Annotated in this window: 25 protein-coding genes; 6 read left to right on the top strand and 19 right to left on the bottom strand. The window is 57.0% G+C overall.

The window, feature by feature from the left end; all coding sequences use genetic code 11:
• The first annotated feature begins 74 nt into the window (after window positions 1-74).
• Complete coding sequence (locus VGM55_RS14210; RefSeq protein ID WP_331635822.1) at window positions 75-2,657, top strand: ATP-binding protein; 2,583 nt, start codon at window positions 75-77, stop codon at window positions 2,655-2,657.
• Here the strand turns inward: VGM55_RS14210 and alsK are convergent.
• The 6 genes from alsK to VGM55_RS14180 form a co-directional block, all read right to left on the bottom strand.
• Entirely contained in the window at window positions 2,590-3,534 is a 945-nt protein-coding gene (gene alsK, locus VGM55_RS14205; protein ID WP_331635821.1) for an allose kinase, read from the bottom strand. The genes VGM55_RS14210 and alsK overlap by 68 nt on opposite strands.
• Window positions 3,518-4,213 (bottom strand): D-allulose 6-phosphate 3-epimerase, encoded by a 696-nt coding sequence (gene alsE, locus VGM55_RS14200; protein WP_331635820.1) that lies wholly within the window; start codon window positions 4,211-4,213, stop codon window positions 3,518-3,520. The genes alsK and alsE overlap by 17 nt, the downstream gene beginning before the upstream one ends.
• 135 nt (window positions 4,214-4,348) lie before the next feature.
• Window positions 4,349-5,329, bottom strand: a complete 981-nt coding sequence (gene alsC / locus VGM55_RS14195; RefSeq protein WP_154188529.1) for a D-allose ABC transporter permease — start codon at window positions 5,327-5,329, stop codon at window positions 4,349-4,351.
• A complete protein-coding gene (gene alsA / locus VGM55_RS14190; RefSeq protein ID WP_154188528.1) occupies window positions 5,308-6,840 on the bottom strand; it encodes a D-allose ABC transporter ATP-binding protein AlsA in 1,533 nt (510 codons plus the stop codon). Before alsA ends, alsC begins: the two co-directional genes overlap by 22 nt.
• Before the next feature lie 252 nt (window positions 6,841-7,092).
• Window positions 7,093-8,028, bottom strand: coding sequence for a D-allose transporter substrate-binding protein (gene alsB / locus VGM55_RS14185; RefSeq protein ID WP_154188527.1), 936 nt, complete (start codon window positions 8,026-8,028; stop codon window positions 7,093-7,095).
• Window positions 8,029-8,082: 54 nt separating this feature from the next.
• Window positions 8,083-8,973, bottom strand: a complete 891-nt coding sequence (locus tag VGM55_RS14180) for a MurR/RpiR family transcriptional regulator (protein WP_154188526.1) — start codon at window positions 8,971-8,973, stop codon at window positions 8,083-8,085.
• Between the two features lie 355 nt (window positions 8,974-9,328).
• Between VGM55_RS14180 and rpiB the strand changes: the two genes are divergently transcribed.
• Window positions 9,329-9,778: a bifunctional allose-6-phosphate isomerase/ribose-5-phosphate isomerase RpiB gene (rpiB, locus tag VGM55_RS14175; protein WP_061275944.1), complete on the top strand. Its 450-nt coding sequence runs from the start codon at window positions 9,329-9,331 to the stop codon at window positions 9,776-9,778.
• A 68-nt stretch (window positions 9,779-9,846) separates the two neighbouring features.
• Entirely contained in the window at window positions 9,847-10,167 is a 321-nt protein-coding gene (gene yjdP / locus VGM55_RS14170; RefSeq protein WP_154188525.1) for a DDRRRQL repeat protein YjdP, read from the top strand.
• On the opposite strand, the gene phnP is transcribed toward yjdP, so the two are convergent.
• The 13 genes from phnP to VGM55_RS14105 all read right to left on the bottom strand — a co-directional run bounded on the left by phnP (window position 10,164) and on the right by VGM55_RS14105 (window position 19,688).
• A complete protein-coding gene (phnP, locus tag VGM55_RS14165) occupies window positions 10,164-10,922 on the bottom strand; it encodes a phosphonate metabolism protein PhnP (protein WP_331635819.1) in 759 nt (252 codons plus the stop codon). The two genes, yjdP and phnP, sit on opposite strands and share 4 nt — an antisense overlap.
• The gene (gene phnO / locus VGM55_RS14160) at window positions 10,900-11,367 is read right to left on the bottom strand and encodes an aminoalkylphosphonate N-acetyltransferase (RefSeq protein ID WP_061275938.1); all 468 of its coding nucleotides are present in this window, start codon (window positions 11,365-11,367) and stop codon (window positions 10,900-10,902) included. Before phnO ends, phnP begins: the two co-directional genes overlap by 23 nt.
• Entirely contained in the window at window positions 11,360-11,947 is a 588-nt protein-coding gene (phnN, locus tag VGM55_RS14155; protein ID WP_331635826.1) for a ribose 1,5-bisphosphokinase, read from the bottom strand. Before phnN ends, phnO begins: the two co-directional genes overlap by 8 nt.
• The gene (phnM, locus tag VGM55_RS14150; RefSeq protein ID WP_154188522.1) at window positions 11,944-13,080 is read right to left on the bottom strand and encodes an alpha-D-ribose 1-methylphosphonate 5-triphosphate diphosphatase; all 1,137 of its coding nucleotides are present in this window, start codon (window positions 13,078-13,080) and stop codon (window positions 11,944-11,946) included. Before phnM ends, phnN begins: the two co-directional genes overlap by 4 nt.
• On the bottom strand, window positions 13,067-13,771 hold the full coding sequence (phnL, locus tag VGM55_RS14145; protein ID WP_154188521.1) for a phosphonate C-P lyase system protein PhnL: 705 nt from the start codon (window positions 13,769-13,771) through the stop codon (window positions 13,067-13,069). Before phnL ends, phnM begins: the two co-directional genes overlap by 14 nt.
• 9 nt (window positions 13,772-13,780) lie before the next feature.
• Window positions 13,781-14,539, bottom strand: a complete 759-nt coding sequence (gene phnK / locus VGM55_RS14140) for a phosphonate C-P lyase system protein PhnK (RefSeq protein WP_154188520.1) — start codon at window positions 14,537-14,539, stop codon at window positions 13,781-13,783.
• Complete coding sequence (locus VGM55_RS14135; protein WP_008455722.1) at window positions 14,536-15,381, bottom strand: alpha-D-ribose 1-methylphosphonate 5-phosphate C-P-lyase PhnJ; 846 nt, start codon at window positions 15,379-15,381, stop codon at window positions 14,536-14,538. Before VGM55_RS14135 ends, phnK begins: the two co-directional genes overlap by 4 nt.
• Window positions 15,374-16,438 (bottom strand): carbon-phosphorus lyase complex subunit PhnI, encoded by a 1,065-nt coding sequence (locus VGM55_RS14130; protein ID WP_154188519.1) that lies wholly within the window; start codon window positions 16,436-16,438, stop codon window positions 15,374-15,376. The genes VGM55_RS14135 and VGM55_RS14130 overlap by 8 nt, the downstream gene beginning before the upstream one ends.
• Window positions 16,438-17,022 carry a phosphonate C-P lyase system protein PhnH gene (gene phnH / locus VGM55_RS14125; RefSeq protein WP_154188518.1) on the bottom strand — a complete coding sequence of 195 codons (585 nt, stop codon included), beginning with the start codon at window positions 17,020-17,022 and terminating at the stop codon, window positions 16,438-16,440. Before phnH ends, VGM55_RS14130 begins: the two co-directional genes overlap by 1 nt.
• Window positions 17,019-17,480, bottom strand: coding sequence for a phosphonate C-P lyase system protein PhnG (phnG, locus tag VGM55_RS14120; protein ID WP_154188517.1), 462 nt, complete (start codon window positions 17,478-17,480; stop codon window positions 17,019-17,021). Before phnG ends, phnH begins: the two co-directional genes overlap by 4 nt.
• Complete coding sequence (gene phnF, locus VGM55_RS14115) at window positions 17,481-18,206, bottom strand: phosphonate metabolism transcriptional regulator PhnF (protein ID WP_154188516.1); 726 nt, start codon at window positions 18,204-18,206, stop codon at window positions 17,481-17,483.
• A gap of 620 nt (window positions 18,207-18,826) precedes the next feature.
• The gene (gene yjdN, locus VGM55_RS14110; RefSeq protein ID WP_154188515.1) at window positions 18,827-19,255 is read right to left on the bottom strand and encodes a VOC family metalloprotein YjdN; all 429 of its coding nucleotides are present in this window, start codon (window positions 19,253-19,255) and stop codon (window positions 18,827-18,829) included.
• A gap of 97 nt (window positions 19,256-19,352) precedes the next feature.
• Window positions 19,353-19,688: a zinc ribbon domain-containing protein YjdM gene (locus tag VGM55_RS14105; RefSeq protein WP_154188514.1), complete on the bottom strand. Its 336-nt coding sequence runs from the start codon at window positions 19,686-19,688 to the stop codon at window positions 19,353-19,355.
• A gap of 408 nt (window positions 19,689-20,096) precedes the next feature.
• Between VGM55_RS14105 and VGM55_RS14100 the strand changes: the two genes are divergently transcribed.
• From VGM55_RS14100 to VGM55_RS14090, 3 genes are all read left to right on the top strand, one after another.
• Entirely contained in the window at window positions 20,097-20,765 is a 669-nt protein-coding gene (locus tag VGM55_RS14100; protein ID WP_331635818.1) for a WYL domain-containing protein, read from the top strand.
• A 104-nt stretch (window positions 20,766-20,869) separates the two neighbouring features.
• Entirely contained in the window at window positions 20,870-23,230 is a 2,361-nt protein-coding gene (crfC, locus tag VGM55_RS14095) for a clamp-binding protein CrfC (protein WP_331635817.1), read from the top strand.
• A gap of 2 nt (window positions 23,231-23,232) precedes the next feature.
• Window positions 23,233-24,108: a diguanylate cyclase regulator RdcB family protein gene (locus VGM55_RS14090; RefSeq protein WP_331635816.1), complete on the top strand. Its 876-nt coding sequence runs from the start codon at window positions 23,233-23,235 to the stop codon at window positions 24,106-24,108.
• Window positions 24,109-24,395 lie beyond the last annotated feature (287 nt).

The raw sequence follows: 24,395 nt of genomic DNA, 5'->3' as shown, positions 1-24,395 counted from the left end.
CACATTCCCGGTGTGGAAATATTTATCAAAATCCGTGCAATGCTTAACTGGAGTGAATCAACCACGGAGCCTCTATGACCCAGCCTCGCCCCTCCTTCTTCGCCAGCGCCCGTGGCCGCCTGCTGTTCTTCAATCTGCTGGTGGTGGCGGTCACGTTGATGGTCTGCGGCGTGGCGGTCCTTGGCTTTGAGCACGCCAGCCGCCTGCAGGAGCAGGTTCAGGGGCAAACGCTGCTCGACATGTCCGGCAGCATGGAGCTGGCGCGCGACACTTCCAACGTGGCGACGGCGGCGGTCAGGCTTTCTCAGGTTGTCGGCGCGCTGGAATACCAGAGCGAGGCGGCAAGCCTGAAGCAAACCCAGCTGTCGCTGCAAAACTCGCTTTCTCACCTGGCCACCGCGCCGCTGGCGAGCCGCGAGCCGCAGCTGGTCAGCCGGATCATCGACCGCAGCAACGAGCTGGAAAGCAGCGTCACCAACATGCTGGTGATGGGGCACCGCCGCCATTTGCAGCGTAACCTGCTGCTGAGCGCTCTTTACCAGAATCAGAGCTACCTTGAGCACCTGCAGGAGGTCAACGCGCGCGAAGGGCTGAACGTGCCGGATGCCGGGCTGCTCAAAGAGATGGATCGCCTGATTCTGGTGGCGATTCAGTCCTCCTCGCCGAGGCCAGCGGTACGGCAGCTTAGCGAAGTGATGCAGCTTCTGCCCGAACGAGCGCCCTCGCCGCTGGCGGACAGCATTTTGCAACAGTTCAGAAACGGCCTGCGCCAGCTGCCGCCGCTTTCTGCGCAGCTTGAGGAAAGCGATCTGGGCATCGCCTGGCACATGTACCACATCAAAGCGCTGGTGGCTTTTCTGAATCAGGACATCAACCTGTACGTGCAAAAAGTCGGGGAAGAGTCCCGGCAGCGCAGCCAGCAAAGCCACCGGGATTTGCAGTCCATCATCGCTTTTATCGGCCTGTTTGCCCTGCTGGCGCTGGTGATCACCGGGTTCGCCGGGCTGTATATCTACCGAAACCTGGGCTCAAACTTAACGGCGATTTCCCAGGCGATGACGCGGCTGGCGAAAGGCGAAAAAGAGGTCAGCGTGCCCGCGCAGCAGCGGCGCGATGAGCTGGGCGAGCTGGCCAGAGCGTTCAACGTCTTTGCCCGTAATACCGCTTCGCTGGAGCACACCTCACGCCTGCTGAAAGAAAAAAGTACCCTGCTGGAAACCACCTTCCACGCCATGCGCGATGGTTTTGCGCTGTTCGACAGCGACGGTTTCCTGGTGGTATGGAATCAGCAATATCCGCTGCTGCTGGGGCTTGAGCCGCAGCGCCTGCAGCGCGGCCAGCACTATCTCGGGCTGCTCAAGCAGGTTACGCCGCTACAGGAACACATGTTGGGTAATCTCTCCCGACCCTTGCCGAAGCCGCAGGAGTTGAGGCTGGCGGACGGCCGTACCATCGAGCTGCGTTTTAGCCCGGTGCCTGGGCGGGGCATGGTGAACGTAGTGCTGGAGCGTAGCGAGCGCAAAGCGCTGGAAGAAGCGCTGGTGCACAGCCAAAAAATGAAGGCGGTGGGGCAGCTTACCGGTGGCCTGGCGCACGACTTTAACAACCTGCTGGCGGTGATCATCGGTAGCCTTGAGCTGACCGCGGCTGACTCACCGGATTCGGTACGCATTCAGCGTGCGCTTAAGGCCGCCGAGCGCGGCGCGCAGCTTACCCAGCGGCTGCTCGCGTTTTCCCGTAAGCAATCGCTGCACCCTCGGGCGGTGGCGATGAAAAGCCTGCTCGAAAACCTCGATCCGCTGATACGTCACTCTTTGCCTGCTCACCTTACGCTTGCCGTTGAAGCCCAGCAGCCCGCCTGGCCCGCGTGGATAGACGTCAATCAGCTGGAGAACGCGATCATTAACCTGGTGATGAACGCCAGAGATGCGATGGAAGGGCGCAGCGGTGAAATCAAGATCCGTACCTGGAACCAGCGTGTGGTGCGAGGCGAAGGGCGCAAGCAGGATATGGTGGTGGTTGAGGTCGCCGACACCGGACACGGCATGACGGACGAAGTAAAAGCGCAGGTCTTTGAGCCGTTCTTCACGACCAAACAGACCGGGAGCGGCAGCGGGCTTGGGCTGTCGATGGTGTATGGCTTTGTGCGCCAGTCGGGCGGGCGGGTGCAGATTGAAAGTGAGCCCGACAAAGGAACTCGGGTCATACTCCAGCTGCCGCGCGCCACTGCGGAAGTTCAGCCGGAAGCGTTGCCGCCAGCGGGCGAGCAGGCCGATATCTCCGACCAGCTTGTGCTGGTGCTCGAAGATGAGCCGGACGTGCGCCAGACGCTGTGCGAACAGCTGCATCAGCTGGGTTACCTGACGCTCGAAGCCCGCGACAGCCAGCAGGCGCTGCAGCTGATGAGCGAGGTGCCGGACATTAGCATTGCGATCAGCGACCTGATGCTGCCCGGCGAGCTAAGCGGCGCGGACGTGCTCCAGCAGGCTCGCCGCCGTCATCCTCAGCTGGATTTGCTGCTGGTAAGCGGGCAGGACCTACGCCGCAGCGAGCAACACCTGCCCGAGGTGGAGCTGCTGCGTAAGCCTTTCACCCAAGCGCAGCTTGCTGAGGCGCTACGTAAAGCGCGGGCAGGAAGCAGGCGCGGGCCAGCGTAGCCGCACCCTGCGCGCCGTTAAACGCGGATGAAGACGCATCAATAAAGCGCACGGCATCATGCGGCAAAGGGCGGCGCAGATAGCGTTTCGTCTGTGTCACCAGCGCCTCACGCGGAAAATCGACCATGTCTATCACTCCGCCGCCGAGGATCACCGCATCCGGATCGAACAGGTTAACGCTGGTGGCAATGGCGCGCGCCGCGTGGTCGAGCAGGGCAGCGACAAACGGCTCCTGCGCGGCAACGCTGAACAGCTCGCCAATCTCATACGCACGCGGGCTGGCGTCAAACCAGCGTTTCAGGGCAATCCCCGAGCATACCGTTTCCAGGCAACCCGCATTTCCGCAGCCGCAGGTCAGGTGCATATCGCCCTGCGGAATATGGCCCAGCTCCCCGGCCACGCCGTGGGCGCCGGTCCAGGGGGCGCCGTTCAGCCAGACGGCAAAGCCCATGCCGGTGCCGAGATAAGCCCCGAGCACCTGCTGATGCTGCAGCCCGTTTTGCGCGACATCGAACGAGAGCTGCAGATTGACGTCACGTGAAAACTCGACCGGGCAGCCGAGCGCATCCTCCAGCTTGCCCGCCAGTTCGTTAAGCTCTGCGGCGGCAAGCGGCAAATTGGGCGTGGAGATAATTGTGCGCTTGTCTTTGCCGACCAGCGCCGGAAACCCCATCACCATGCCGCGGCAGCGGGCGTTAAAGCGATCCAGCCGATCGCTTAACAGATGGGCGATCCCGCAGACTACGCCTCCCGCGATAATCTCTGCGGTGCGCTGTTTTTCACAGTGCAGCACCGTGCCGGACTCATCCTGCAAACACAGGCGGATATGGGTGGCGCCCATATCCACTCCGGCCACCACGTTAAGCGGTTTTGGCATGGGGTATAACCTCGTTTTTGGCCGCCAGGATCTGCTCGCTCATCACCTGCCAGGCCTCGTCGATATCCCGGGCGTGGTTAAACAGCCCGGAGGTGCCGACGATAAACACATCTGCCCCGGCGGCCATGAGTCGTTCATAGGTTGCCGCGTTGCAGGAGCCGTCAATTTCGATTTCGTAGCTCAGGCCTTCGCGCTCGCGCCAGGCTTTCAGCTCGGCCACTTTTTCCAGCATTTCTGGAATAAACGGCTGGCCGGCAAACCCAGGATCGACGGTCATCACCGTCACCTTGTCTGCCTTATGAATGTAGTACTTCATCGCCTCGACCGGGGTCTCCGGGTTCAAAATCAGGCCGACCTTCATGCCGTGGCGGCGGATCTCTTCGATGAGGCGGAAGGCCTGGCCGTTAATAGTTTCCGGATGCAGGGTAATGATGTCCGCCCCGGCCTGCGCCAGCGGGACGATGTAATCCTGCGGGCGGGTGACCATCAAATGGCAGTCCAGCGGCTTGCTGGCAAGCTTCCTGACCTGGCCGACGAAGAACGGCGACAGCGTCAGGTTCGGCACAAAATGGCCGTCCATAATGTCGATATGGAAGTAGTCGGCGTGCTGGTCGATAAATTCAATTTGTTCCTGGAATTTCGCCAGATCCATGCACATCAAAGAGGGGGAAATTTTCACTATAAGCTCCTGTAATTCTATGGATTTCGGACGACAGAAAGGCGGTCAGGCTGCGAGTCCCCAGGAGCATAGCTAACTATGTGACTGGGGTGAGCTGATGCAGCCAACGCATCAGGCGTCCGAAAGACGACGAATTTACTTGCTAATGAGTCTATCCAGGGCCACCGCGGCGATAATCAGCCCGCCCATCACCACCAGCTGGTAATAGGTTTGTACCTGGAGAATATTGAGACCGTTGTTGATGGTGCCGATGATCAGGCCACCAATCACCACCGAGAAAATTCGGCCCTTGCCGCCGAAGAAGCTGGTGCCGCCGATGATCGCGCTGGCAATGGCGTAGGTTTCAAACCCCATGCCCGCAAGAGGCTCCGCCGCCCCAAGGCGCGCGGTAGAGACCACGCCCGCCAGCCCGGCGCAGATGCCGGAGATGATGAACACCACCAGCATGTGAAACTTCACGTCGATGCCGGAGTAGAAGGCCGAATTCTTATTGCCGCCGAGGGCGTAAATATTGCGGCCAAGGCGCGTGCGGGTGGTCAGGAACCACAGTATCCCGGCGACAATCAGCGAGAAGATCACCGGCACCGGAACGCCCAGCGGCGTGGCGGCGAAGAAATTCACGAAGTCGAACGAGAAGCCGTACACCGAGTTGGCGTCGGAAATAACCAGCGTGATGCCCCGGAAGATGGCGTTGGTGCCAAGCGTGATGATGAACGGATGCAGCCCCGTCCAGTTTACCAGGCAGCCGTTAATCGCCCCGAGCAGCCCGCCGACAATCACGCCGCCAATCAGCGCCGCGAGGAACGGATCGACGCCTGCCAGCATCAGTTTGGCGGTAACCATGCCGGAAAGCGCCAGAATGGCGCCGACCGACAGATCAATCCCCGCCACCAGAATGGCGAAGAACTCCCCCATGCCGATAAGCACGGTCACCGAGCTTTGTACGAAGATGGCGCTGATGTTGCTGGCCGTCAGGAAATACTCGGCGGACAGCGTGCCGAAGATGGCGACGATAATCGCGAGAATGAAAAAGGTGCCGTATTTGTCCCAGAACTGCGCGAAATTGAACGGCTTTTTCTCACTTTCTTCGCGCTTCATTCTTGTGGTAATGCCCATGCCATAATCTCCTCTTCGCTGATATCGTCGCGATTGGTCAGGATTTGCGTCAGTCGCCCTTCGCAGAACACGGCGATGCGGTCGCAGACGGCGATAATTTCGGGAAGCTCCGACGACACCATTAGAATGACCTTTCCGTCATCCGCCAGCTGTCGCATGACTTTGTAAATTTCGGCTTTCGCGCCGACGTCGATCCCACGGGTAGGTTCATCGAAGATGATCACTTCCGGGTTGCAGCACAGCCATTTGGAAATCAGCACCTTCTGCTGGTTGCCGCCGGAAAGCTCGGTAATGTTCTGATCGACGCTGTGGCACTTCAGCGCCAGCAATTGACGCTGTGCTTCGGCGGTTTTGCGCTCTTCGGCTTCGTTAAACAGCCCCATCGCGCCTTTGTAGCCGCCGCGTTTGAGGCTCTGGCTGACGGCCATGTTCTGCGCAATGGAGAAGTTGGCGAAGAAGCCGTTATCCCGGCGGCTTTCGGTGATGTAGCCCATGCCTTTTTTCAGCGCATCCATCGGCGAGCGGGGCGAGATATTCTTGCCGTTAAGCAGAATTTCACCGGCAGCGCGTTTATCCACGCCGAACAGGCAGTCCATCAGCTCGGTGCGCCCGGAGCCTACGAGGCCGGAAAAGCCCAGGATCTCGCCACGGTTAACGCTGAACGAAACGTCTTTCACCTTTTTGCGGTCGCGGCTGGTGATGTTTTTCACCTCAAACACCACGTCACGCTCTACGTTCCCGGCGCTCTCTTTCATGGCGTTAAAGCGGTTTTGCAGCTCGCGGCCCACCATCAGGCGCACAATGTCGTCGTTAGAGACGTCGCAGACCTGGCCGCTGCAGACGCTGCTGCCGTCCTTCATCACCGTGTAGCGGTCGCAGATACGGCGGATTTCGGCGAGCTTATGGGAGATATAAACAATCGCCGTCCCTTCTTTGCGCAGCTGGTTCATGATGAGAAAAAGATAATCCACTTCTTTATTGGTTAAAGAAGAAGTTGGCTCATCCATAATAATGACTTTGGCATCCAGCATTAACGTTTTGGCAATTTCTAACATTTGCTTGTGACTGATGGATAAATTACCCACCTTTTCATCGAGATCCACTTTTAAGCCGACACGTAAAAGCATCATTGCGGCGCGAATACGCATCTCTTTCCAGTCAACAATATTAATCCCGAAGACTTTTTTAGTGGTATGGCGGCCAATATAAAGATTTTCTAAAACGGTTAATTCATCAATAACGCTGAGTTCTTGATAAATAATACCTATGCCGAGCTGTGCCGCTAATTTATGATCAAGTTTTTCATAATTAACATTATTAATCGTAATGGTGCCTTTGGTCGGTTCATGAATACCCGACAAGACTTTCATCAGGGTTGATTTACCTGCACCATTTTCCCCGAGAAGGGCGTGAATTTCGCCGGGGAATATTGTTAAATCAACCGATTTTAATGCGTGAACCGGACCAAAGGATTTGCCGATCCCCGCCATTGAAATGTATGGCGTGACCATGACGAGCCTCAATCATTGTTAGCGAAGGTTTCCCCTCACCCTAACCCTCTCCCCACAGGGGAGAGGGGACGGTACTGAGTAGGTATCGATTTTCTGCCTCTCCCTATAGAAGAGAGGGGATAGCTGCTGCCACTGCTTTTCTTTTAGTACTCTTTTCTCCCTCGCCCTTATGCGGAGAGGGCTACCCCTTTTTTCCCCCTCTCCCTGTGGGAGAGGGCCGGGGTGAGGGCACCAGACGACTCAGGTTTAAAACTATTTCGTCACCAGAACCGAATCCACCAGGCTGAACTGCGGGGCCTTATCCTGGGCAATCACCTTGCCGGTTTTCGCTGCATCCACCAGCAGCTTCAGGCCGGTTGCGCCAATATCCGCCGGATTCTGGGCCACGGTGGCGGTCATTAATCCAGCATCCACCATTTTGCGTGCTTCCGGAATACCGTCGGTGCCGACGACCAGCACTTTCCCGGTTTTACCGGCGTTGGCCACCGCCTGCGCTACGCCCATTGCCATCGTGTCATTCGCGCAGTAGAAGGCTTTCAGGTTTGGGTTACGCTGTAGCACGTTGGTCGCCACGTCGAGCGCCTTAATGCGGTCCCAGTCGGCAGGCTGGCTGGCGACGAGTTTAATCTGGCTGGCTTTTTTAAACGCATCGCTGGCACCCGCGCGGCGGGCTTCACCGGAGGCATTGCCCGCTTTCCCTTCGATAATCGCGACTTCACCGCCTGCGGCGCCGAGCTTATCGATAATGAAACCTGCGCCTTTAGCGCCAACCGCGACGTTATCGGTGGTGACGAAGGCCTCGACGTTGCCGCCGGCTTTTTTCAGGTTATCCATATCGATTTTTTCATCGAGGTTGACCAGGTAAATGCCTTTCTTCCAGGCGTTCGCCACCGGCACCACGAGGTTCACCGAGGAGAGGGGCGCAAAAGCGATGCCCTTGTATTTTTTATTACTCAGATCTTCAAAAAGCTGTAATTGTGACTGGAAATCCCCTTCCGAAGGCGAGGCAAATACATCTACGCTAACGCCCAGCGTTTTGGCTTCATCTTCAATACCTTTTTTCATATCCACCCAGAAAGGGTTGGATAACGTTTTTAATACCACCGCGTAATCGGCGGCGGCAAAAGCGCTGGTGGATAACATCACGCCCATAGCAGCGCCGCTGAATATTTTCAGATATTTATTCATAATAATATTCTCAATGTAGGGTGCAGTCAGATCCCGCTCCCGCGGGATCTCTTTTTACTTCAGCGCGCCAGGTGAAAAGAAATCCACAATGGCGCCGGTCTTTTGCATATTTAATGTTGCCTGTTCAATGTTTTGCTGTGCGACTGAAACAAATAATGCATCGAGTAATGTTAATTGTAATATACGCGCGGAGGCGTTGCGGCCTAATAAAGGTGTCTCTGGTGCTGGCGAACAAATAATAAAATCGGCCAGGCGTGCAATAGGCGAATGGTAGCTATGGGTTATACAAATTATTTTGGCGCCATTCTTTTTTGCCAGTTCCACCGCCGCTTTTAAATCGCCGGTGCGCCCTGAATGGGACACGACCAGCACCACATCGCCTTCTTTTAGCAGCGAGGCCGACATCATCATGATGTGCGCATCCTGATAGGCCTGGCAGCGCACGCCGATGCGCAAGAACTTGTGCTGGATGTCGTTACAAATAGAGTTCGAGCCGCCAACGCCGTACAAATCACGCTGTTTTGCCTTTGCGAAGTAGCGTGCCGCGCGATGGATCTCGTCGACGTTCACGATCGACTGGCCTTCCATAATGGTGCGTAAGGTAATGTTAAACACCTTGTTGACCACGTCCTGCGGCGCTTCGTCGAACGCCAGCTCGGTCGGCAGCACCTGCTCTGACTCGGAAAAGTAGGCGACCAGCGCGCTACGCAGATTACGAAAGCCGCTGAAGCCCAGCAGTTTCGACACTTTAACAATCATCGCTTCCGACACCGCAAGGGCTTCGGCAACGTCCTTAATGGCCGGTGCATCGCTCAGATTTCCGGGCTTTAACAACCAGTCGACGATGCGACTTTCGTTGTCCGTCATCCCCTCCTGCTTCATGCGCAACCAGGGAGCAAGGCCGATACCAAACGGCTGCTGTGAATCAATATCTGACTGACTCATCGTGTTCTCTCGATGTCCGTAGAGTGAAGACGCCACTATAACATCACAGCGAGAGCAGAAAATATGCTGAGCACTTCACAAAAATAATTTATTCATAAAGTTTTATTTTTTGTGAAGTTTTTGTTTTGGTGATTTATTTTTATGTTTATGAAAATTAAGTAATTAATTAAGATTTCATCGTTAAGTGATACTAACGTATGACACGGAGTTGGCAGCGAGTGGCATTGTATTGTGAAGCTTGTCGGTGTAGAAATGGCCACGAACCCGGCAATTCTGCCGATTAATTGGGCAGTGAACCGGTCTTAAATCACAAGAGTTGTCGGGTTCGTAAAGTAACGGCAACGGCGAGGACAAAATGAAAAAAATTGCATTTGGCTGTGACCACGTAGGCTTCCTGCTGAAGACGGAGATTGTGGCGCATCTTCAGGAGAAAGGGATTGAGGTGCTGGACAAGGGCACCTGGTCCGGCGAGCGCACCGATTACCCGCTTTACGCCAGCGCCGTGGCGCAGGCCGTGGTAAACGGCGAAGCCGAGGGCGGCATTTTGATTTGCGGTACTGGCGTGGGCATCTCTATCACCGCCAATAAGTTTCCCGGCATCCGGGCAGTGGTCTGCAGTGAGCCATATTCTGCGCTGCTTTCCCGCCAGCACAATAACACCAACGTGCTGGCCTTCGGCTCACGAGTCGTCGGGCTGGATTTGGCCAAAATGATCGTCGACGCGTGGTTAAACGGGCAGTTTGAAGGCGGGCGGCATCAGGCGCGGGTAGAGGCTATTGGCGCGCTGGAATCGCCGAGAATTTGAGATTCCTCCGCTACTGCGCGTGAGGCCGGCTGACTACGCTGAGGCCAGTCCATCCCGGAGACTGACCGATGAAATCTTATGCCGCCGCGCTGCTGCTCGGCACGCTGTACCTGGCCTCGCCGTTCGCGCAGGCCGACGTGATTGATGACGCCATTGGCAATATCCAGCAGGCGTTTAGCGATGCTTACAAGCCCGACGGCGATCGCGTTTATCATGACGATAGCGATGACGAAGCGGCTCAGCGCAGGCTCAGCCGCCAGGATGAAGCGCGCTACCGCCAGCTGGAAGACAGGCGCCGTAGCCTTGATAACCGCCAGAACCAGCTCGACCGCGAGCGCCAGCAGCTGGATGACGATGAGCGGCGCCTGCAGGACGACGACGACCGTTAATCCAGCACGATTTCCATGCCGTCAAAACCGGCTTCAAAGCCGGCGGGAAGTTCGTTGTGCATCAGCCATTCATCAAACTGGTGGCTGATGTGCGTCAGCACGACTCGCGGGCTACCAATCTGTTCGTTCAGCGCGATAACGGTCGTTAAGTCACAGTGATTTTTTGGCGTTTCTGGTCGGGGTTCGCGGCTGCAATCTATCACCACCACTTCCGGGCGGTTGGCGGCCAGAAACTTCAGGGTTTTGTCCGGCAGCCCCGCCGTATCGCTCAGCCACGCCAGCCTGCTGTAGGCCGTCTCAAACAGATAACCAAACGTCAGCTTTGAGTGCAGCAACGGCAGCGGCGTGACGCGCAGCGCCTGGAGGGTAAAGGCAACAAATGGCTCCACGGTATGGCTAAAGTCCAGCAGACCGGGGTGTTTAAACAGATCGTCGCAGCCCTGTTCATCCGGCGGGCCGTAAACCGGGATTCTCTCGCCCACGCCCCAGCGCAGCGGGAACAGCCCCTGGACGTGATCCATATGGTAGTGGGTGAGCAAAAACTGCTGAAAATCTCCGGGCTGCCAGCTCTCCATCAGGTCGGGTGGCCCCGCGTCTACCAGCGTCACCGCATCGTTATATTTGACCACCGCGCTGCACGGGCGGCGGCGATGAGCAGGGTTGCTGCGCGCCCGCGAACAGGCTGTGCAGCCACAGCCCCAGGCGGGAACAAGCTGCGCCCCGCCGGTGCCGCTAAGCGTTAACGTGAGCGTCATCGGGTGTCTCCACCGGTTTGGTAAAGCGGATATGGGTGGCGCGGTAGCCTTCACGTTCGTAAAAACGATGAGCGTCTTTGCGGCCGGTGCTGGTCGACAGCTCCGTCAGTTCCGCATCGGCTTTACGCGCTTTATCTTCAGCCCAGGCAAGCAGCTGTTTGCCGACGCCGTGGCCGCGGGCTTCTTCCAGCACGACAAGCTCCTGGATCTCGCCAATGCGGCGGCCATGATGCAGGTGATATTGCAGGTGCAGGCTAATCATCCCCACGGCTTTATTCCCCAGCCATGCCAGCTGATAAAAGATATTTGGGTCGCGCAGGTTTTCGGCGAAGCAGGCATTAAAGCCGGGGCGGTCGGCCTGGGCCTGCTTTAGCTCGCAAATCATGCGGTAAACGGTGTCGCTGTCTTCGATAGCGGCGGCTTTTAACTTAACAACATCAGACATGGCGGGGCTCCTTGCGGTGAAGAGGGATAACGTTCGAGCGGTGCTGGGCTAACAGCCGCATAAATAATTCGGCTGACTGTAGCAGACTCCCGTCGTTGTTGAGTACCAGGCAATCGCCGCCCTCTGGCGCATAGAGCGCCGCGCGCTGCAGCCTCTGCTCGATCTGTTCCGCATTTTCCCTGCCACGCTGCTCCAGACGTTGGCGCAGCACCCCGGTAGAAACCTGCAGGCAGATGGGCACCAGCCCATCGCCATAGCGTTCCCGCGCCTGCTTCAGGTGCTGGCGCGAGTCGTTAACCACCACGTCAAATCCGGCCTCGAGCCATATATCCATTTCCACGCCGACGCCGTAGGACTGCTCGTGCGCCTGCCAGCTCAGGGCAAACAGCCCCAGTTGCTGGCGCTGCTCAAACTCGTTTGCGCTCAGCGCAATGTGGTTCTCGCAGCCTGCGTCGGCGGCGCGGGTGATATAGCGGTGCGCCACCAGCAGTCTTGCGTGCTCCTGCTGGCGCAGGGCGCTCAGCAGGCTGTCTTTGCCGGAGCCGGACGGGCCCATCAGCCAGATTAATTTACTCATCAGAACACCCGCGTTCCCTGGCGCCAGACGTGATCGACGTGGATATGGTCGCCGTGCATATGTGCCAGCACCAGATCCGCTCGTTTACCTTCTGCCAGCGTCCCACGGTCGGCCAGGTTCAGCGCCCTTGCAGGGTTGCGCGTCACAAGGTTTACCGCCTGAGCCAGCGTGAAGCTATTGCTGTCGTCGTGCGCCACGCGGAAGGCCGCATCCAGCAGGCTCGCCGGATAGTAATCCGAGGAGAGAATATCCAGCAGCCCGGCCTGGGCCAGATGGCTGGCCGCCACGTTGCCGGAGTGGGAGCCGCCGCGCACGATGTTCGGTGCGCCCATCAGCACGCTCATGCCGTGGCGACGAGAGGCTTCCGCGGCTTCCAGCGTGGTCGGGAATTCGGCGATCACGCTGCCGATTTCGTGGGATTCCACAACGTGGGCGGAGGTGGCATCGTCATGGCTGGCGAGGGCGATATTGCGGTCGCGGCAGCGGGCGGCAATGGCCTGGCGGTTTGGCTGTGACCAGCGTGCCGCCAGCGTCAACTGCTCTTCCTCAAAGCGATCCATCTGCTCGTTGGTGAGATGGTATTTGCCCTGATAGTAGTCGCGGTATTTCGAGAGTTCCGCGTACTGGCGCTGGCCCGGCGAGTGGTCCATCAGCGAAACGAGGGAGACAAGTTCGCGGTCAACCAGCTTGTCGAACAGCGGCAGCGTGGTGTGGTGCGGCAGCTCGCAGCGCAGATGAAGGCGGTGCTCAGCGCGGTTGAGGCCACGCTTTTGCGTATCCTCCACGGCGTTGATCATTTTTTCGAGGTTTTCCAGGCGGTCGCCGCCGTCGCGCACGTCGCCGATGGCCACGGCGTCCAGCACGGTGGTGATGCCGCTCGCCACCATCAGTGCGTCGTGGCTGCTCATGGCGGAATGCGCCGGCCAGTCAACCTTTGGCCGTGGGGTAAAGAATTTATCCAGGTTATCCGTGTGCAGCTCAATCAGCCCCGGCAGCAGCCAGCCGCCGCCGCCGTCGTGTGCGCCCGGCAGCTGGCTTTGGGTCTCGGCAAAGTTGCGAATCACACCGTCGGCCACTTCCAGCGAGCCACTGACAACTTCTTCTTCCAGGACCAGGCGAACGTTATTGATGATCATGTTTGGGCTCCATCGCGGACATGGTATGCAGGCGGTCGGCCACCTGTTCACGTACTGCTTCATCGTGGAAGATGCCGACGATGGCCGCTCCACGCGCTTTTGCTTCCTGAATCAAAGCCACCACGGCGGCGCTGTTTTTGGCGTCCAGCGAGGCGGTTGGCTCGTCCAGCAGTAAAATCGGGTAGTCGACAATAAAGCCGCGAGCGATGTTCACGCGCTGCTGTTCGCCGCCGGAGAAGGTCGACGGCGCCAGGTGCCACAGGCGTTCAGGCACGTTGAGGCGAGTCAGCAGGCTGGCGGCTTTTTTCTCGCACTCTTCACGCGGCACGCCCAAATCCAGCAGCGGCTGCATGACGACTTCGAGCGCTGAAATTCGTGGGATAACACGCAGGAACTGGCTCACCCAGCCGATGGTCTGGCGGCGCACGGCCAGCACTTCACGCGCCGGAGCCTGCACGATGTCGAGCCATTCGTCGTTGTGCTTAACCCAGATGTGTCCTTCATCCGGCAAATAGTTGGCGTAGAGCGAGCGCAGCAGGGTGGATTTCCCGCTGCCGGAGTGGCCGTGTAGCACCACGCATTCTCCGCCTTTAACTTCCAGCGAAGCGTCCGCCAGCACCGGCAGGCGAATGCCGTGCTGGTGGTGCAGGACAAAGGTTTTGCTCAGGTTTTCAACCCGTATTCTGGTCATAGCGAGTACCTAGTTCTGAAGGACGGAGGACACCAAAAGCTGGGTATACGGGTGATGCGGGTCGTCCAGCACGCGGTCGGTCAGCCCACTTTCCACCACTTTGCCCTGTTTCATCACCAGCAGGCGGTCGGCCAGCAGGCGAGCCACGCCCAGATCGTGGGTGACAATCACCACGGCCAGGTTCAGCTCCACCACCAGGCCGCGCAGCAGATCGAGCAGGCGGGCCTGCACCGACACATCCAGCCCGCCGGTGGGCTCATCCATAAATACCAGCTTCGGATGGGTCACCAGGTTGCGGGCGATCTGCAGGCGCTGCTGCATCCCGCCGGAAAACGTGGTCGGCAGGTCGTCAATACGGGCCGACGGGATTTCGACTTCTTCCAGCCAGCGCTGGGCGGTGGCACGAATGTCGCCGTAGTGGCGCGCCCCGGTTGCCATCAGGCGCTCGCCGATGTTGCCCCCGGCAGAAACGTGGCGGCGCAGGCCGTCCATCGGATGCTGGTGCACCACGCCCCATTCGGTGCGCAGCAGGCGGCGGCGTTCACCTTCCGACATCCCGTACAGCGAGCTGTCGAGGTAAATCACGTCCCCTTCCTGCGGCGCAAGGCGGGCGGAAATCGCCTTCAGCAGCGTCGTTTTACCGGAGCCGGACTCGCCCACGATGCCCAGCACTTCACCGGGCCAGAGGTCGAACGACACGTCCATAAAGCCTTTACCGGGCGCATAGAGGTGGGTGAGGTTATTCACAGAAAGTAACGGGCTGGTCATGACTGAGAGGCCTCACTGTTCTGGCGGCAGTAGTCGGTATCGGAGCAGACGAACATGCGGTTGCCCGCGTCGTCGAGCACCACTTCATCAAGGTAGCTGTGGCGTGACCCGCAGATAGCGCACGGCTCTTCCCATTCCTGAACCTGGAAAGGATGGTCGTCGAAGTCGAGGCTCTCTACGCGGGTAAACGGCGGCACGGCGTAAATGCGTTTTTCGCGTCCGGCACCGAACAGCTGCAGCGCAGGGGACATGTGCATTTTCGGGTTATCAAATTTCGGGATTGGCGACGGGTCCATCACGTAGCGATCGTTCACCTTCACCGGGTACGCGTAGGTGGTGGAGATATGGCCGAAGCGGGCGATATCTTCGTACAGCTTCACCTGCATTACGCCGTACTCTTCCAGCGCGTGCATGGTGCGGGTTTCTGTTTCGCGTGGCTCGATAAAGCGCAGCGGTTCAGGGATCGGCACCTGATATATCAGGATCTGGTCTTCAACCAGCGGCGTTTCCGGGATGCGGTGGCGGGTCTGCACCAGCGTCGCGTCTTCGGTGCGCTCGGTGGTGTTCACGCCGGTCACGCGCTTGAAAAAGTTACGAATCGAGACGGCGTTAGTGGTGTCGTCCGCGCCCTGGTCAATCACCTTCAGCACGTCAGACTCGCCAATCAGGCTGGCGGTGAGCTGAATGCCGCCGGTGCCCCAGCCGTAAGGCATCGGCATTTCGCGGCCGCCAAACGGCACCTGATAACCTGGAATAGCCACGGCTTTCAGCATCGCGCGGCGGATCATGCGTTTGGTTTGCTCATCCAGATAGGCAAAGTTATAGCCGCTCAGGTTAGCCATTTGCTCGCTCCTTTATCAGGCGGTTAAGCAGCTCCAGTTCGGCCTGGAAATCTACGTAATGCGGCAGCTTGAGGTGGGACACAAAGCCGGCCGCTTCCACGTTATCCGCGTGGGATAACACAAATTCTTCGTCCTGCGCCGGGCCTGCGACGGTTTCGTCGTAGTCGGGAGCCTGGAGCGCGCGGTCAACCAGCGCCATCGCCATGGTTTTGCGCTCGCTCATGCCGAACGCCAGGCCGTAGCCGCGCGTAAAGTGTGGGGCTTCATCTTCGGGGGCGACAAAGCCGTTCACCATTTCGCATTCGGTCATCAGCAGTTCGCCGATGTTCACCGCAAAACCCAGCTCTTCCGGCACAATTTCGATATCTACATAGCCGCTGCGGATCTCGGCGGCAAACGGGTGGTTGCGCCCGTAGCCGCGCTGGGTGGAGTAGGCGAGAGCCAGCAGGTAGCCTTCGTCGCCGCGCACCAGCTGCTGCAGGCGCGAAGAGCGCGAGCACGGGTAAACCGGCGGGTTGCGGGTGATGTCGTCCGGCTGCGCGCCGTCGTCTTCTTCGACTTTGGCCAGGCCCTGCTTCGCCAGCATGCTGAACACGTGCGGAGCGGGTGCGCTTTGCTCGTCGGCAGGTTCTGCGTCAGGCACTTCGCCGTTGGCCAGCAGCGTGAAGTCCAGCAGGCGGTGCGTGTAGTCGTAGGTTGGGCCAAGCAGCTGGCCGCCAGGGACGTCTTTATAAACGGCGGAGATACGGCGTTCGAGGCGCATCTCAGCGGTGTTCAGCGGCTCGCTAACGGCCAGGCGAGGCAGCGTGGTGCGGTAGGCGCGCAGCAGGAAAATGGCCTCAATCATGTCGCCGCTGGCCTGCTTGATTGCCAGCGCGGCAAGCTCCCGGTCGGCGATGCCGCCTTCCGTCATCACGCGGTCAACGGCCAGGCCAAGCTGCTGCTCAATTTGCGCGACGCTCAGCTCTTTCAGCGTTTCATCGCCGCGTCGGTTGCGCTCCTGCAGGGCGTGGGCGGCGGAGATTGCCTTCTCGCCCCCTTTGACGGCAACGTACATCAGCACACCTCCACGTGGGTGGTCCGTGGGATAGCCAGCAGGCGATCGCCGCAGGTCAAAATCAGGTCAATGCCCAGCGGGAACGGGTGCGGGCGTTCGGTCAGTTCGTGCAGCACACATTCCGGCAGCTGAGGCGCTATCATGCGCTCTTCGTTGATGCCAGCGCCGGTCAGGCGCAGCATGCGCCCGCCGCTCAGGCTGGAAACCTGCAGGATCAGCGTCGCGCTGGTATCGGGGGCAATGTCGCAGCCCTGGGCCAGCAGGTTCAGCTGTTCAGAAGAGATGGCGTCGCTGGCAACGGCAAACTGCGCGTGCTCAGGCTGCTCGCACAGGGGCGCATTGGTATGAAAACGGATATTTTGTGAGGCAATATCGTTGCCCAACGTGCCGTCTACCCACACCGGCGTGTCGTTATCGGCCAGCGTCAGCAGCACGCTGGTGGTGGCCACGTTCAGCGGCAGCCAGCCCTGCTGCAGCGAGGTCAGCGCGACAATCACGCCCGGCTCGCTCATCGCTTTGAGCAGGCGACGAAAACTCTGCTGGGCATCCTGCACCGGAAGGGTAAAAGCGGTCATTAAAGTCATGCGTTATCTCCGCGTACCAGCGTGAAGAAGTCCACGCGGCTGCTGTTAACTTCCGCACGGCGAGCGGCAAGGCGTTGTTCGCGGTTGGCCGCCAGCGGTGCAATAAGGGTTTCTTGTAGCGTTTGAAAATGCGCGCTTTCCTGCATCAGGGCGTCGATCACCGCGCAGCATTCGGCGTGTTGTTTATCCCGGCCGAGCAGATAGCTGTAGCCGTAGGTGCCGCTCGCCAGCTTGACGACTGCGCGAGTCAGCGTGGCGTCGCCGGTAAAGAAACGCTGGCCGGTGCCGCCCATGCGGGCCTGAACCTGCACCAGACCGATTTCCGGGGCTCGGATCAGCGTGTAATCAGCAGAGATACTCAGGCTGTTCCAGCGCTCAAGAAGCTCCTGCGGCTGGCTGTGTGACAGCACCGCCATCCATTCGCGGCGCCGTTCGGTGTTGAAATGGCTGGTGTCCATTTAGTGCTCCATGGTGAATTCAATCATGTCGGCGCGGGTCAGGCTGACGGAGTACTCCGCCGGGTTGGCCTCGCCTTCACGGTGGTTGAGGGTGCGTACGCAGAGCAGCGGCGCCATATTGGGAATTTCCAGCAGGCGGCTCTCTTTGGCCTGGGAACGGCGGGCGCTGATGCGGGTTTGGGCGCGGGTCAGGGCAATGCCTAACTCGGCCTGGAGAAAATCGTGCAGTGAGCCGTTGCTGAAAGTTTGCAGCGTCGGCCACCAGGTTTGTTCGGAAAAATAGTGGTCGATGATGCACACCGCTATACCGTTGACCCGGCGCAGGGTGCGTAGGTGAATAACGTTATCTCCCTCGGCCAGCCCCAGCGCATCCGCCACGTCCTGAGAGGCCGGGCGAATCACCGCCAGCAGGCGTTCGCTGGTCGGGTGGCTGCCCTGATCCAGCAGGTTTTGGCTAAAGCGAGCCTGCGCGTTAAGCGGGTAGTCAAACGGGCGCATCAGCACCAGCACGCCAATGCCCTGGCGGCGCTGCACCCAGCCTTTGTTGACCAGCTCGTCAATGGCGCGGCGGAGCGTGTGGCGGTTAACCTCGTAGTAGGCGGCAAGCTGGGTTTCAGCGGGCAGATAGTCGCCGCAGCGGTAGTTGTTCCGCAGCTCCTGTTCGAGCCGGGCGGCTATCTCCTGATAGCGGGTTGGATAACTGGTCGGATGTCTGGACAAGTGCATAACAGTCAAAGCCTCTCGAATCAGATAAAGCAAATACGCAGCGGCAGGGCTGTGCAGGGGGTTTGCTTGATGAGGTGAAGAGTCGTTTGCATCACGGGCCTCCTTCAAAAGTTGCCTCATGGTGCCGGGGAAAAGTGACGGTTTTGTTAATGATTGGTTTCTGTACGATGAAGAGTTGAAGTCTGCGGTTGGGGAGTCCGCAAGTTTGCCGGGGAATCAGTCAGTTGCCGCTTTTTGCCGACGTTGAGCAAAGAAAAGGGCGAGCAGGAAGGGGAAGAAGATAAAGGGGCAAGAATAGTGGGGTAATAAGTAGGGGAATTAATGGTGGGAATATCGAAGTAATATATTGTATATCGCGTTCGCGACTTCGTTTTTTAATAATTGTTTTATTTTTAAAATAATGAATGCGGGTCATGTTTTCTCATTCACATTCTCGACTGAGAATCATCCTGGGTCTTTTCTCGCTTTTAAATTAGGAATAAATTCTTTGGGGTGGAATAATTAATTAACATCAAAAAAATGAATAAATCAGGCGCTTTGATTTCCTTGGTTTTTTAAACATTAACAATAACACAGGGCCCGGAATTATGGGCCCTGTACGCAGCGTAAATGCGCGCTCTTTATCTTTCGACATTGACCATCCACGGAATGCCAAACTTATCCGTGAGTGAGCCATACCCTTTTGCCCAAAAAGTTTCACTCCATGGCATGGTGACGGTGCCGCCTGTTGAAAGCCCTTCAAACCAGCGTTTACCCTCTGCCGTATCGTGGCTTGCCAGGCAGAGTGAAAAGCCGCTGTGCTGCGGTTTGTCCCCGCTCATGCTGGCGTCGGTCATCATCAAATCATTGCCGGCCACCCGCAGACTGGCGTGCATGATGCTATCGTCAGAATAGGCAACTGCGCCGCTGCAGCCTTCGACATTCGTCGCTTCTTTGGGCATCTCACCGAAGGTAATTTTGAACGTCAGTTCGGCGCCCAACGCCTGCTGGTAAAAGGCGATAGCCTCGGCGCAGCGGCCGTTTAATGATATGTAGGGTCCTAAAGGCATAACCGAATCCTCTGTATTGAGAGTGCAGAAGAAGTGTAGATTGTGCAGGAGAGGTAAGCCAGGCGGGGCAGGCGGCTTGTCCACCTGCCGGGGAAAATTAGTTCTTTTTCACAAACTCAGATTTCAGCTTCATCGGGCCAAAACCGTCAATTTTACAATCAATATTGTGATCGCCTTCAACCAGACGGATATTCTTCACTTTTGTGCCGATTTTCAGCATTGAAGAGCTGCCTTTTACCTTCAGATCTTTAACAACGGTGACGCTGTCGCCGTCGGCAAGCAGATTGCCGTTGGCATCTTTTACCACTAATTGATCGCTTTCTTCGCCTGCGGCGGCCGGGTTCCATTCATAAGCGCACTCCGGGCAAATCAACATGCCGTTGTCTTCATAGGTGTATTCGGAATTGCACTTCGGGCAATGAGGGAGTTGCATTATCTGATCCTCAAGGTGAGATAAAGTAATGAAAAATAGCGACTTGGCAGTAAAAGCATGCTGAATCGCGGAAAAGTGCTCCGATTATACATCAAATCCCTACATTTGCAGGGATTATTACCACGAACCTCTGTCAGACGGACTTTCAGCAGTCCTGAAGCGCAAAAATCTTTTCATTCAGAGAAATAAGCACCAAATTTAACTTAAAGTTCAGGCTTTAATTGCCGTTAAATAAGGCTAATTTAACTTAGTTTCACTTCGCTTCGAGCAAGTTTGCCAGCATGGGCTGCTGCGCTATACCTGTTTGAAAAAATAAAAAAAAGCGTATTGCGCTGACACCTCCTGTCACTTGACAGGGGTATGGTTGGGCCTATGGATGTACCGATACAGAGGCAGGAACCGATGAGAATGAAAGGCGCGAAAGTAAAAGTTGCAGATCGACTGGCCGAAATCGTCTTAAGTCTTTATCAGGGGGAAACCCTTTCCGCTGATATTATCCGCCAGCGTTTTGATGTAGATATGCGAACTGCGTATCGTGATTTGAACCGGCTTGGTGCTATTCTGGAGGATGTCGGCGAGGGGAAAAAGCGTCTCTCTTCGCATTTAAAAGGACAGTTTAACGTAAACGACCTGTTACGCATTACCAAACGCGTAGGGCTTGCTGCGTTTTATCCGTGGTACGACATAAAGAGCCATAATCAATATATTGCCCTGCGGGCTATTCCAGATTTATTGGTAGTAGGGTATGAATATGAAAATAGCCCGCAGCGGAAAGCTATTTTTTATCCATTATTTGACGATCGGGATGATCCTGGTGGGGAAAGGGTGAAAACGGAGGTTCTGTTACAGGTTTCGGCGCAGGCGGCCGAACATTTTAAACAGCGCAAACTATTACCTTTTCAAAAAACTATCAGAGAGCTTGATAACGGAGATTTGCTTCTGGCAAGCCATATTGCTTCGCCTGAGCAATTGTTTCCGCTGGTGCAGTATTGGATACCGCATCTCACCATTATTTCCCCGCAGGTCTGGCAGAGCGACTTAAAAGCCAGGATTGCAGCATGGTGTAATGTTAATTAATAAATTATTTTCCTCACGTAATTATAAAAACCGGTATTGCCATGATTACAACTAAACGGTGGCGGAGATAAAACCGGGTAATTTGAGTTAAGGAAAGATTTTTTATGCACACACAAACTATTTTTGAACTGAGTCAGGAAGCCGAGCGGCTTTTGCAATTAGCGTTGCAAAACCTTAGCGCTTTAAAGGTCGCTCCGCTGGCTTTACAAAGCGAACAAAATAACGTTGTAGCGAACCCTGTGGCCTCTGTACATCCATTGAAATTTAGTCCACGTGGTATCGAACTGCAGAAAGATATGCTGCAAAACGAAAGACGTAAAATAACCCAGCATGAAATGGTACTGGCGATTGTTGGCACCATGAAAGCGGGAAAGTCCACCACCATCAATGCCATTGTGGGAACCGAAGTGTTGCCTAACCGCAATCGCCCGATGACGGCGTTACCGACGTTGATTCGCCATACGCCGGGGCAGCGCGAGCCGGTGCTGCATTTCCCATACGTTAAACCTATTGAAAGCCTGATGGGTGCGTTGCAGGAGAAGTTGCTGACCACCAATCGGGCAATGCTGGCGAGTAAGCTGGAAATAGACCGGGATATGGAGGCGCTTATCGCCCGTATCGCCGATGGCACCGGCTTTGAACGTCATTATCTTGGGGCTCAGCCCATTTTTCACTGCCTGAAGAGCCTGAACGACCTGGTGCGCTTATGTCGGGTTCTGGAGGTTGCATTTCCCTTTAAGGCCTACGCTGCCATTGAGCATGTACCGGTGATTGAGGTGGAGTTTGTGCACCTGGCGGGCCTTAACAATGGCCACGGGCAGCTAACGCTGCTGGATACCCCTGGGCCAAACGAAGCGGGGCAGCCGCATCTGCAAAAGATGCTCAGGGAGCAGCTGGCGCAAGCTTCCGCCGTGCTGGCCGTTATGGATTATACCCAGCTGAAATCTATTTCTGACGAAGAGGTCCGCGAGGCGGTGCTCGGGGTCAGTAAATCTGTTCCGCTTTATGCGCTGGTCAATAAATTCGATCAGAAGGATCGCAACAGCGACGATGAAAACCAGGTGAAGGCCATGATTGCCGGCACCCTGATGAAAGGGAGTATTGCACCGGACAACGTTTTCCCTGTGTCGAGCATGTGGGGCTATCTTGCTAATCGTGCTCGTTATGAGCTGACAACGCATGGCCGCCTGCCTGACCCGGAACAACGGCGCTGGGTGCAGGATTTTGCGGAAGCAGCATTGGGCAGACGCTGGCGCAGTGCAGATCTGGCCGATATTGAACATCTGCGCCATGCAGCCGACCTGCTATGGGAAGACTCGATGTTTGAATCGCCGATTGAGACTATTCTCCATGCGGCTCACGCCAATGCTTCGCTTTACACGCTGCGCGCGGCTTGCCACAAGTTACTGGATTATGCCGAAGGGGCAGAGCGCTATCTGAGTTTCCGCTGCCAGGGGCTGCAGGTGACCAACGACAGCCTGCAGGAGAATATTGAGCAGTTGGAGCAGGATATCCAACTGCTACAAACCTCCCGGCAGTCGGTTAGCGTGGTGATTCAGCAGCAGGTGAGCGATGCGCTCGCAGGCATCGGCTCCTTTATGCAGCGTTTTGAAGCCCAGATCCATGAAGACCTGGGAAGCTATTTCCGTGAAGGACGGCTGGATGAAGAGAAGCTGCATCCGCTTTACCCCCATGCATTAACGCGGAATGGCGATTTTGCACCGGGAAGCGCCAGGCTTATGGGAGAGGATGAAGTAACGGCCCGCACGCTGCTGCACAAGGTCCGCGCGTCCAGCGAAAGCATTTTATTTGCCGCCCAGGAGACATTAACCGGGGAACTCGGCGCTCTACTCAGCAACCTCGAAGCAGGGCTGGGCTACACGTTGCAGTCAGCGTTAAAACCCATCGAACAGCGGGTGAGCAACGGCCTGACGGTGGCCGGATTCCGTGCCCAGATTAGCCTGCCTGCGTTTCAGGCAAGCCAGCTTAGCTTTAACACCCAGCAGGCTTTTACCAACGTCATCGAAAACCAGGAGGTGTCGCTGTCGCAAATACAGCCGCACAGCGGTATGCGTGGCGTGCTGGCTCGCTGGTTGAACAGCGTGGACTGGGGCTGGGAAGATTATGCTGCCACGCACAGCCGCTATGTCATTGACCTGGAAAAGCTTCAGCAAAAGCTGCACAAGCATGTTGCTACGTTCCTGGCCCAGATAAACCAGGCCATTACGGCGCAAATTGATATCTCCGTTACGGCCGGGATGGCGACATTTTTTGCTGATTTTTCCAGCGCTCTGGACGCTATTCGCAGCAATTTGCAGCAAAGTCTCGCCGCAAGACAGCAGAACGAAACGGTGTTGTTGGCCCTCCAGAGCCAGCTGGAACAGAGTGTCAGAACGGCACGTTACATTCACGAGGATACCCGCCTGTTGCGCGATGATATCCAGACGCTTTTCTCAGCGGAGTAACAATGAGCGGTGTATTAATGGAAGGGCCGGTAAGAACCCTGAACTGTATCAGCGAAAAGTTTGCCGTCGATTTTGCGATGGGCATTGACGTTGCCCGCCAGCCGTGGCACAGCCAGCAAAGCAAAGCGTTCTACGAGCAGCTTATGGCGCTGTTTGTCAGCGGGACGAGGCGTTATTCCGGGCCGGCTGGTATGGCGCCGCAGGACGATCTGGAGGCGTCATTGGTGCGGCTCGGCGTACTGACAGCCGACCTGGCGAAAAGCTACCTGGCCAATAGTCAGATTAGCGAGAGAATTGCCCAGCTTGAACCCGTTTCTGCGCGTACCGCACACCACTCCACTGCGGCTCGTGAGAGGCTGCAGCTCCTGCGCCAGCAGCTCTCTCTGCGGTTAAATCGGATAGAGGCGGATCTGCAACGAATAGACCTTTTACGCCAGGGCACAGTGCACAGCGAACAGATTTTTTCCCGCTGGCGCAGCGGACACTATTTTTCTTTCTCTCCCGCGGCACGTTGTTATGTCGCGCTGGAAGAGCTGCGCTGGGGCACCTTCGGCGACGCGGTACGTTTAGGTACCGCGCAGCAGGCGGAGCAGCTGATTGAGCATGCGCGCGGCCTGGCCATCAGCCGCCTGGCGGAGGAAGTTAACGCTTCCCCGCGCACCCGCCACTATTTCCATGAATGGTTGACCACGCCGACCTCACCAGGCCTACTGGAACACAAAGATGCGCTGACCTGGCTCGGTGACGGCTGTGATATTGACCGTCAGCCGGTCAGCTACTCTGTCACTCAAAGCTGGCAGGGCGTGGCGTTGGGCATGCCCCGTATTTGCTCCGCTATGCGCCTCGGCAGCGCGCTGGTCGATGAAGTTTTTGGTTAGGTGACTGAACGTTCTCAGGGAAGAGATTGTTCCATCTCACCGGCATTCTCTTCCGAAGGCTGCCTCTTAGCGACAAATATCTTCCATGAAGGATCGACTAAAGTTCCGTTCACTTCCAGCGCTGTTTCACATGTCACCACAGAACTTGTGAACGACTCGGGGAAGTCACCGTCACTTCCCCGAGACCCCGGACTCCCGGCCAAATAAATCGACCGCTAAAGCGGCAGACCTCCGTTTTATCTCCCAGTCCTGGGTCGGCTGAGATGCGTTCCCGACGTCCGGACCCT

The organism is Cedecea sp. (assembly GCF_036500665.1).
Lineage (GTDB): Bacteria > Pseudomonadota > Gammaproteobacteria > Enterobacterales > Enterobacteriaceae > Cedecea.
Note: the sequence above shows the minus strand (reverse complement) of the source record. Positions and strands in the feature narration are given on the sequence as shown.

What these genes read in the sequence shown, in the direction of transcription:
- VGM55_RS14210 (WP_331635822.1), top strand. Translation starts at nt 75, where the DNA reads ATGACCCAGCCTCGCCCCTCCTTCTTCGCCAGCGCCCGTGGCCGCCTG.
- alsK (WP_331635821.1), bottom strand. Translation starts at nt 3,534, where the DNA reads ATGCCAAAACCGCTTAACGTGGTGGCCGGAGTGGATATGGGCGCCACC.
- alsC (WP_154188529.1), bottom strand. Translation starts at nt 5,329, where the DNA reads ATGGGCATTACCACAAGAATGAAGCGCGAAGAAAGTGAGAAAAAGCCG.
- alsA (WP_154188528.1), bottom strand. Translation starts at nt 6,840, where the DNA reads ATGGTCACGCCATACATTTCAATGGCGGGGATCGGCAAATCCTTTGGT.
- alsB (WP_154188527.1), bottom strand. Translation starts at nt 8,028, where the DNA reads ATGAATAAATATCTGAAAATATTCAGCGGCGCTGCTATGGGCGTGATG.
- VGM55_RS14180 (WP_154188526.1), bottom strand. Translation starts at nt 8,973, where the DNA reads ATGAGTCAGTCAGATATTGATTCACAGCAGCCGTTTGGTATCGGCCTT.
- rpiB (WP_061275944.1), top strand. Translation starts at nt 9,329, where the DNA reads ATGAAAAAAATTGCATTTGGCTGTGACCACGTAGGCTTCCTGCTGAAG.
- yjdP (WP_154188525.1), top strand. Translation starts at nt 9,847, where the DNA reads ATGAAATCTTATGCCGCCGCGCTGCTGCTCGGCACGCTGTACCTGGCC.
- phnP (WP_331635819.1), bottom strand. Translation starts at nt 10,922, where the DNA reads ATGACGCTCACGTTAACGCTTAGCGGCACCGGCGGGGCGCAGCTTGTT.
- phnO (WP_061275938.1), bottom strand. Translation starts at nt 11,367, where the DNA reads ATGTCTGATGTTGTTAAGTTAAAAGCCGCCGCTATCGAAGACAGCGAC.
- phnM (WP_154188522.1), bottom strand. Translation starts at nt 13,080, where the DNA reads ATGATCATCAATAACGTTCGCCTGGTCCTGGAAGAAGAAGTTGTCAGT.
- phnL (WP_154188521.1), bottom strand. Translation starts at nt 13,771, where the DNA reads ATGACCAGAATACGGGTTGAAAACCTGAGCAAAACCTTTGTCCTGCAC.
- phnK (WP_154188520.1), bottom strand. Translation starts at nt 14,539, where the DNA reads ATGACCAGCCCGTTACTTTCTGTGAATAACCTCACCCACCTCTATGCG.
- VGM55_RS14135 (WP_008455722.1), bottom strand. Translation starts at nt 15,381, where the DNA reads ATGGCTAACCTGAGCGGCTATAACTTTGCCTATCTGGATGAGCAAACC.
- VGM55_RS14130 (WP_154188519.1), bottom strand. Translation starts at nt 16,438, where the DNA reads ATGTACGTTGCCGTCAAAGGGGGCGAGAAGGCAATCTCCGCCGCCCAC.
- phnH (WP_154188518.1), bottom strand. Translation starts at nt 17,022, where the DNA reads ATGACTTTAATGACCGCTTTTACCCTTCCGGTGCAGGATGCCCAGCAG.
- phnG (WP_154188517.1), bottom strand. Translation starts at nt 17,480, where the DNA reads ATGGACACCAGCCATTTCAACACCGAACGGCGCCGCGAATGGATGGCG.
- phnF (WP_154188516.1), bottom strand. Translation starts at nt 18,206, where the DNA reads ATGCACTTGTCCAGACATCCGACCAGTTATCCAACCCGCTATCAGGAG.
- yjdN (WP_154188515.1), bottom strand. Translation starts at nt 19,255, where the DNA reads ATGCCTTTAGGACCCTACATATCATTAAACGGCCGCTGCGCCGAGGCT.
- VGM55_RS14105 (WP_154188514.1), bottom strand. Translation starts at nt 19,688, where the DNA reads ATGCAACTCCCTCATTGCCCGAAGTGCAATTCCGAATACACCTATGAA.
- VGM55_RS14100 (WP_331635818.1), top strand. Translation starts at nt 20,097, where the DNA reads ATGAAAGGCGCGAAAGTAAAAGTTGCAGATCGACTGGCCGAAATCGTC.
- crfC (WP_331635817.1), top strand. Translation starts at nt 20,870, where the DNA reads ATGCACACACAAACTATTTTTGAACTGAGTCAGGAAGCCGAGCGGCTT.
- VGM55_RS14090 (WP_331635816.1), top strand. Translation starts at nt 23,233, where the DNA reads ATGAGCGGTGTATTAATGGAAGGGCCGGTAAGAACCCTGAACTGTATC.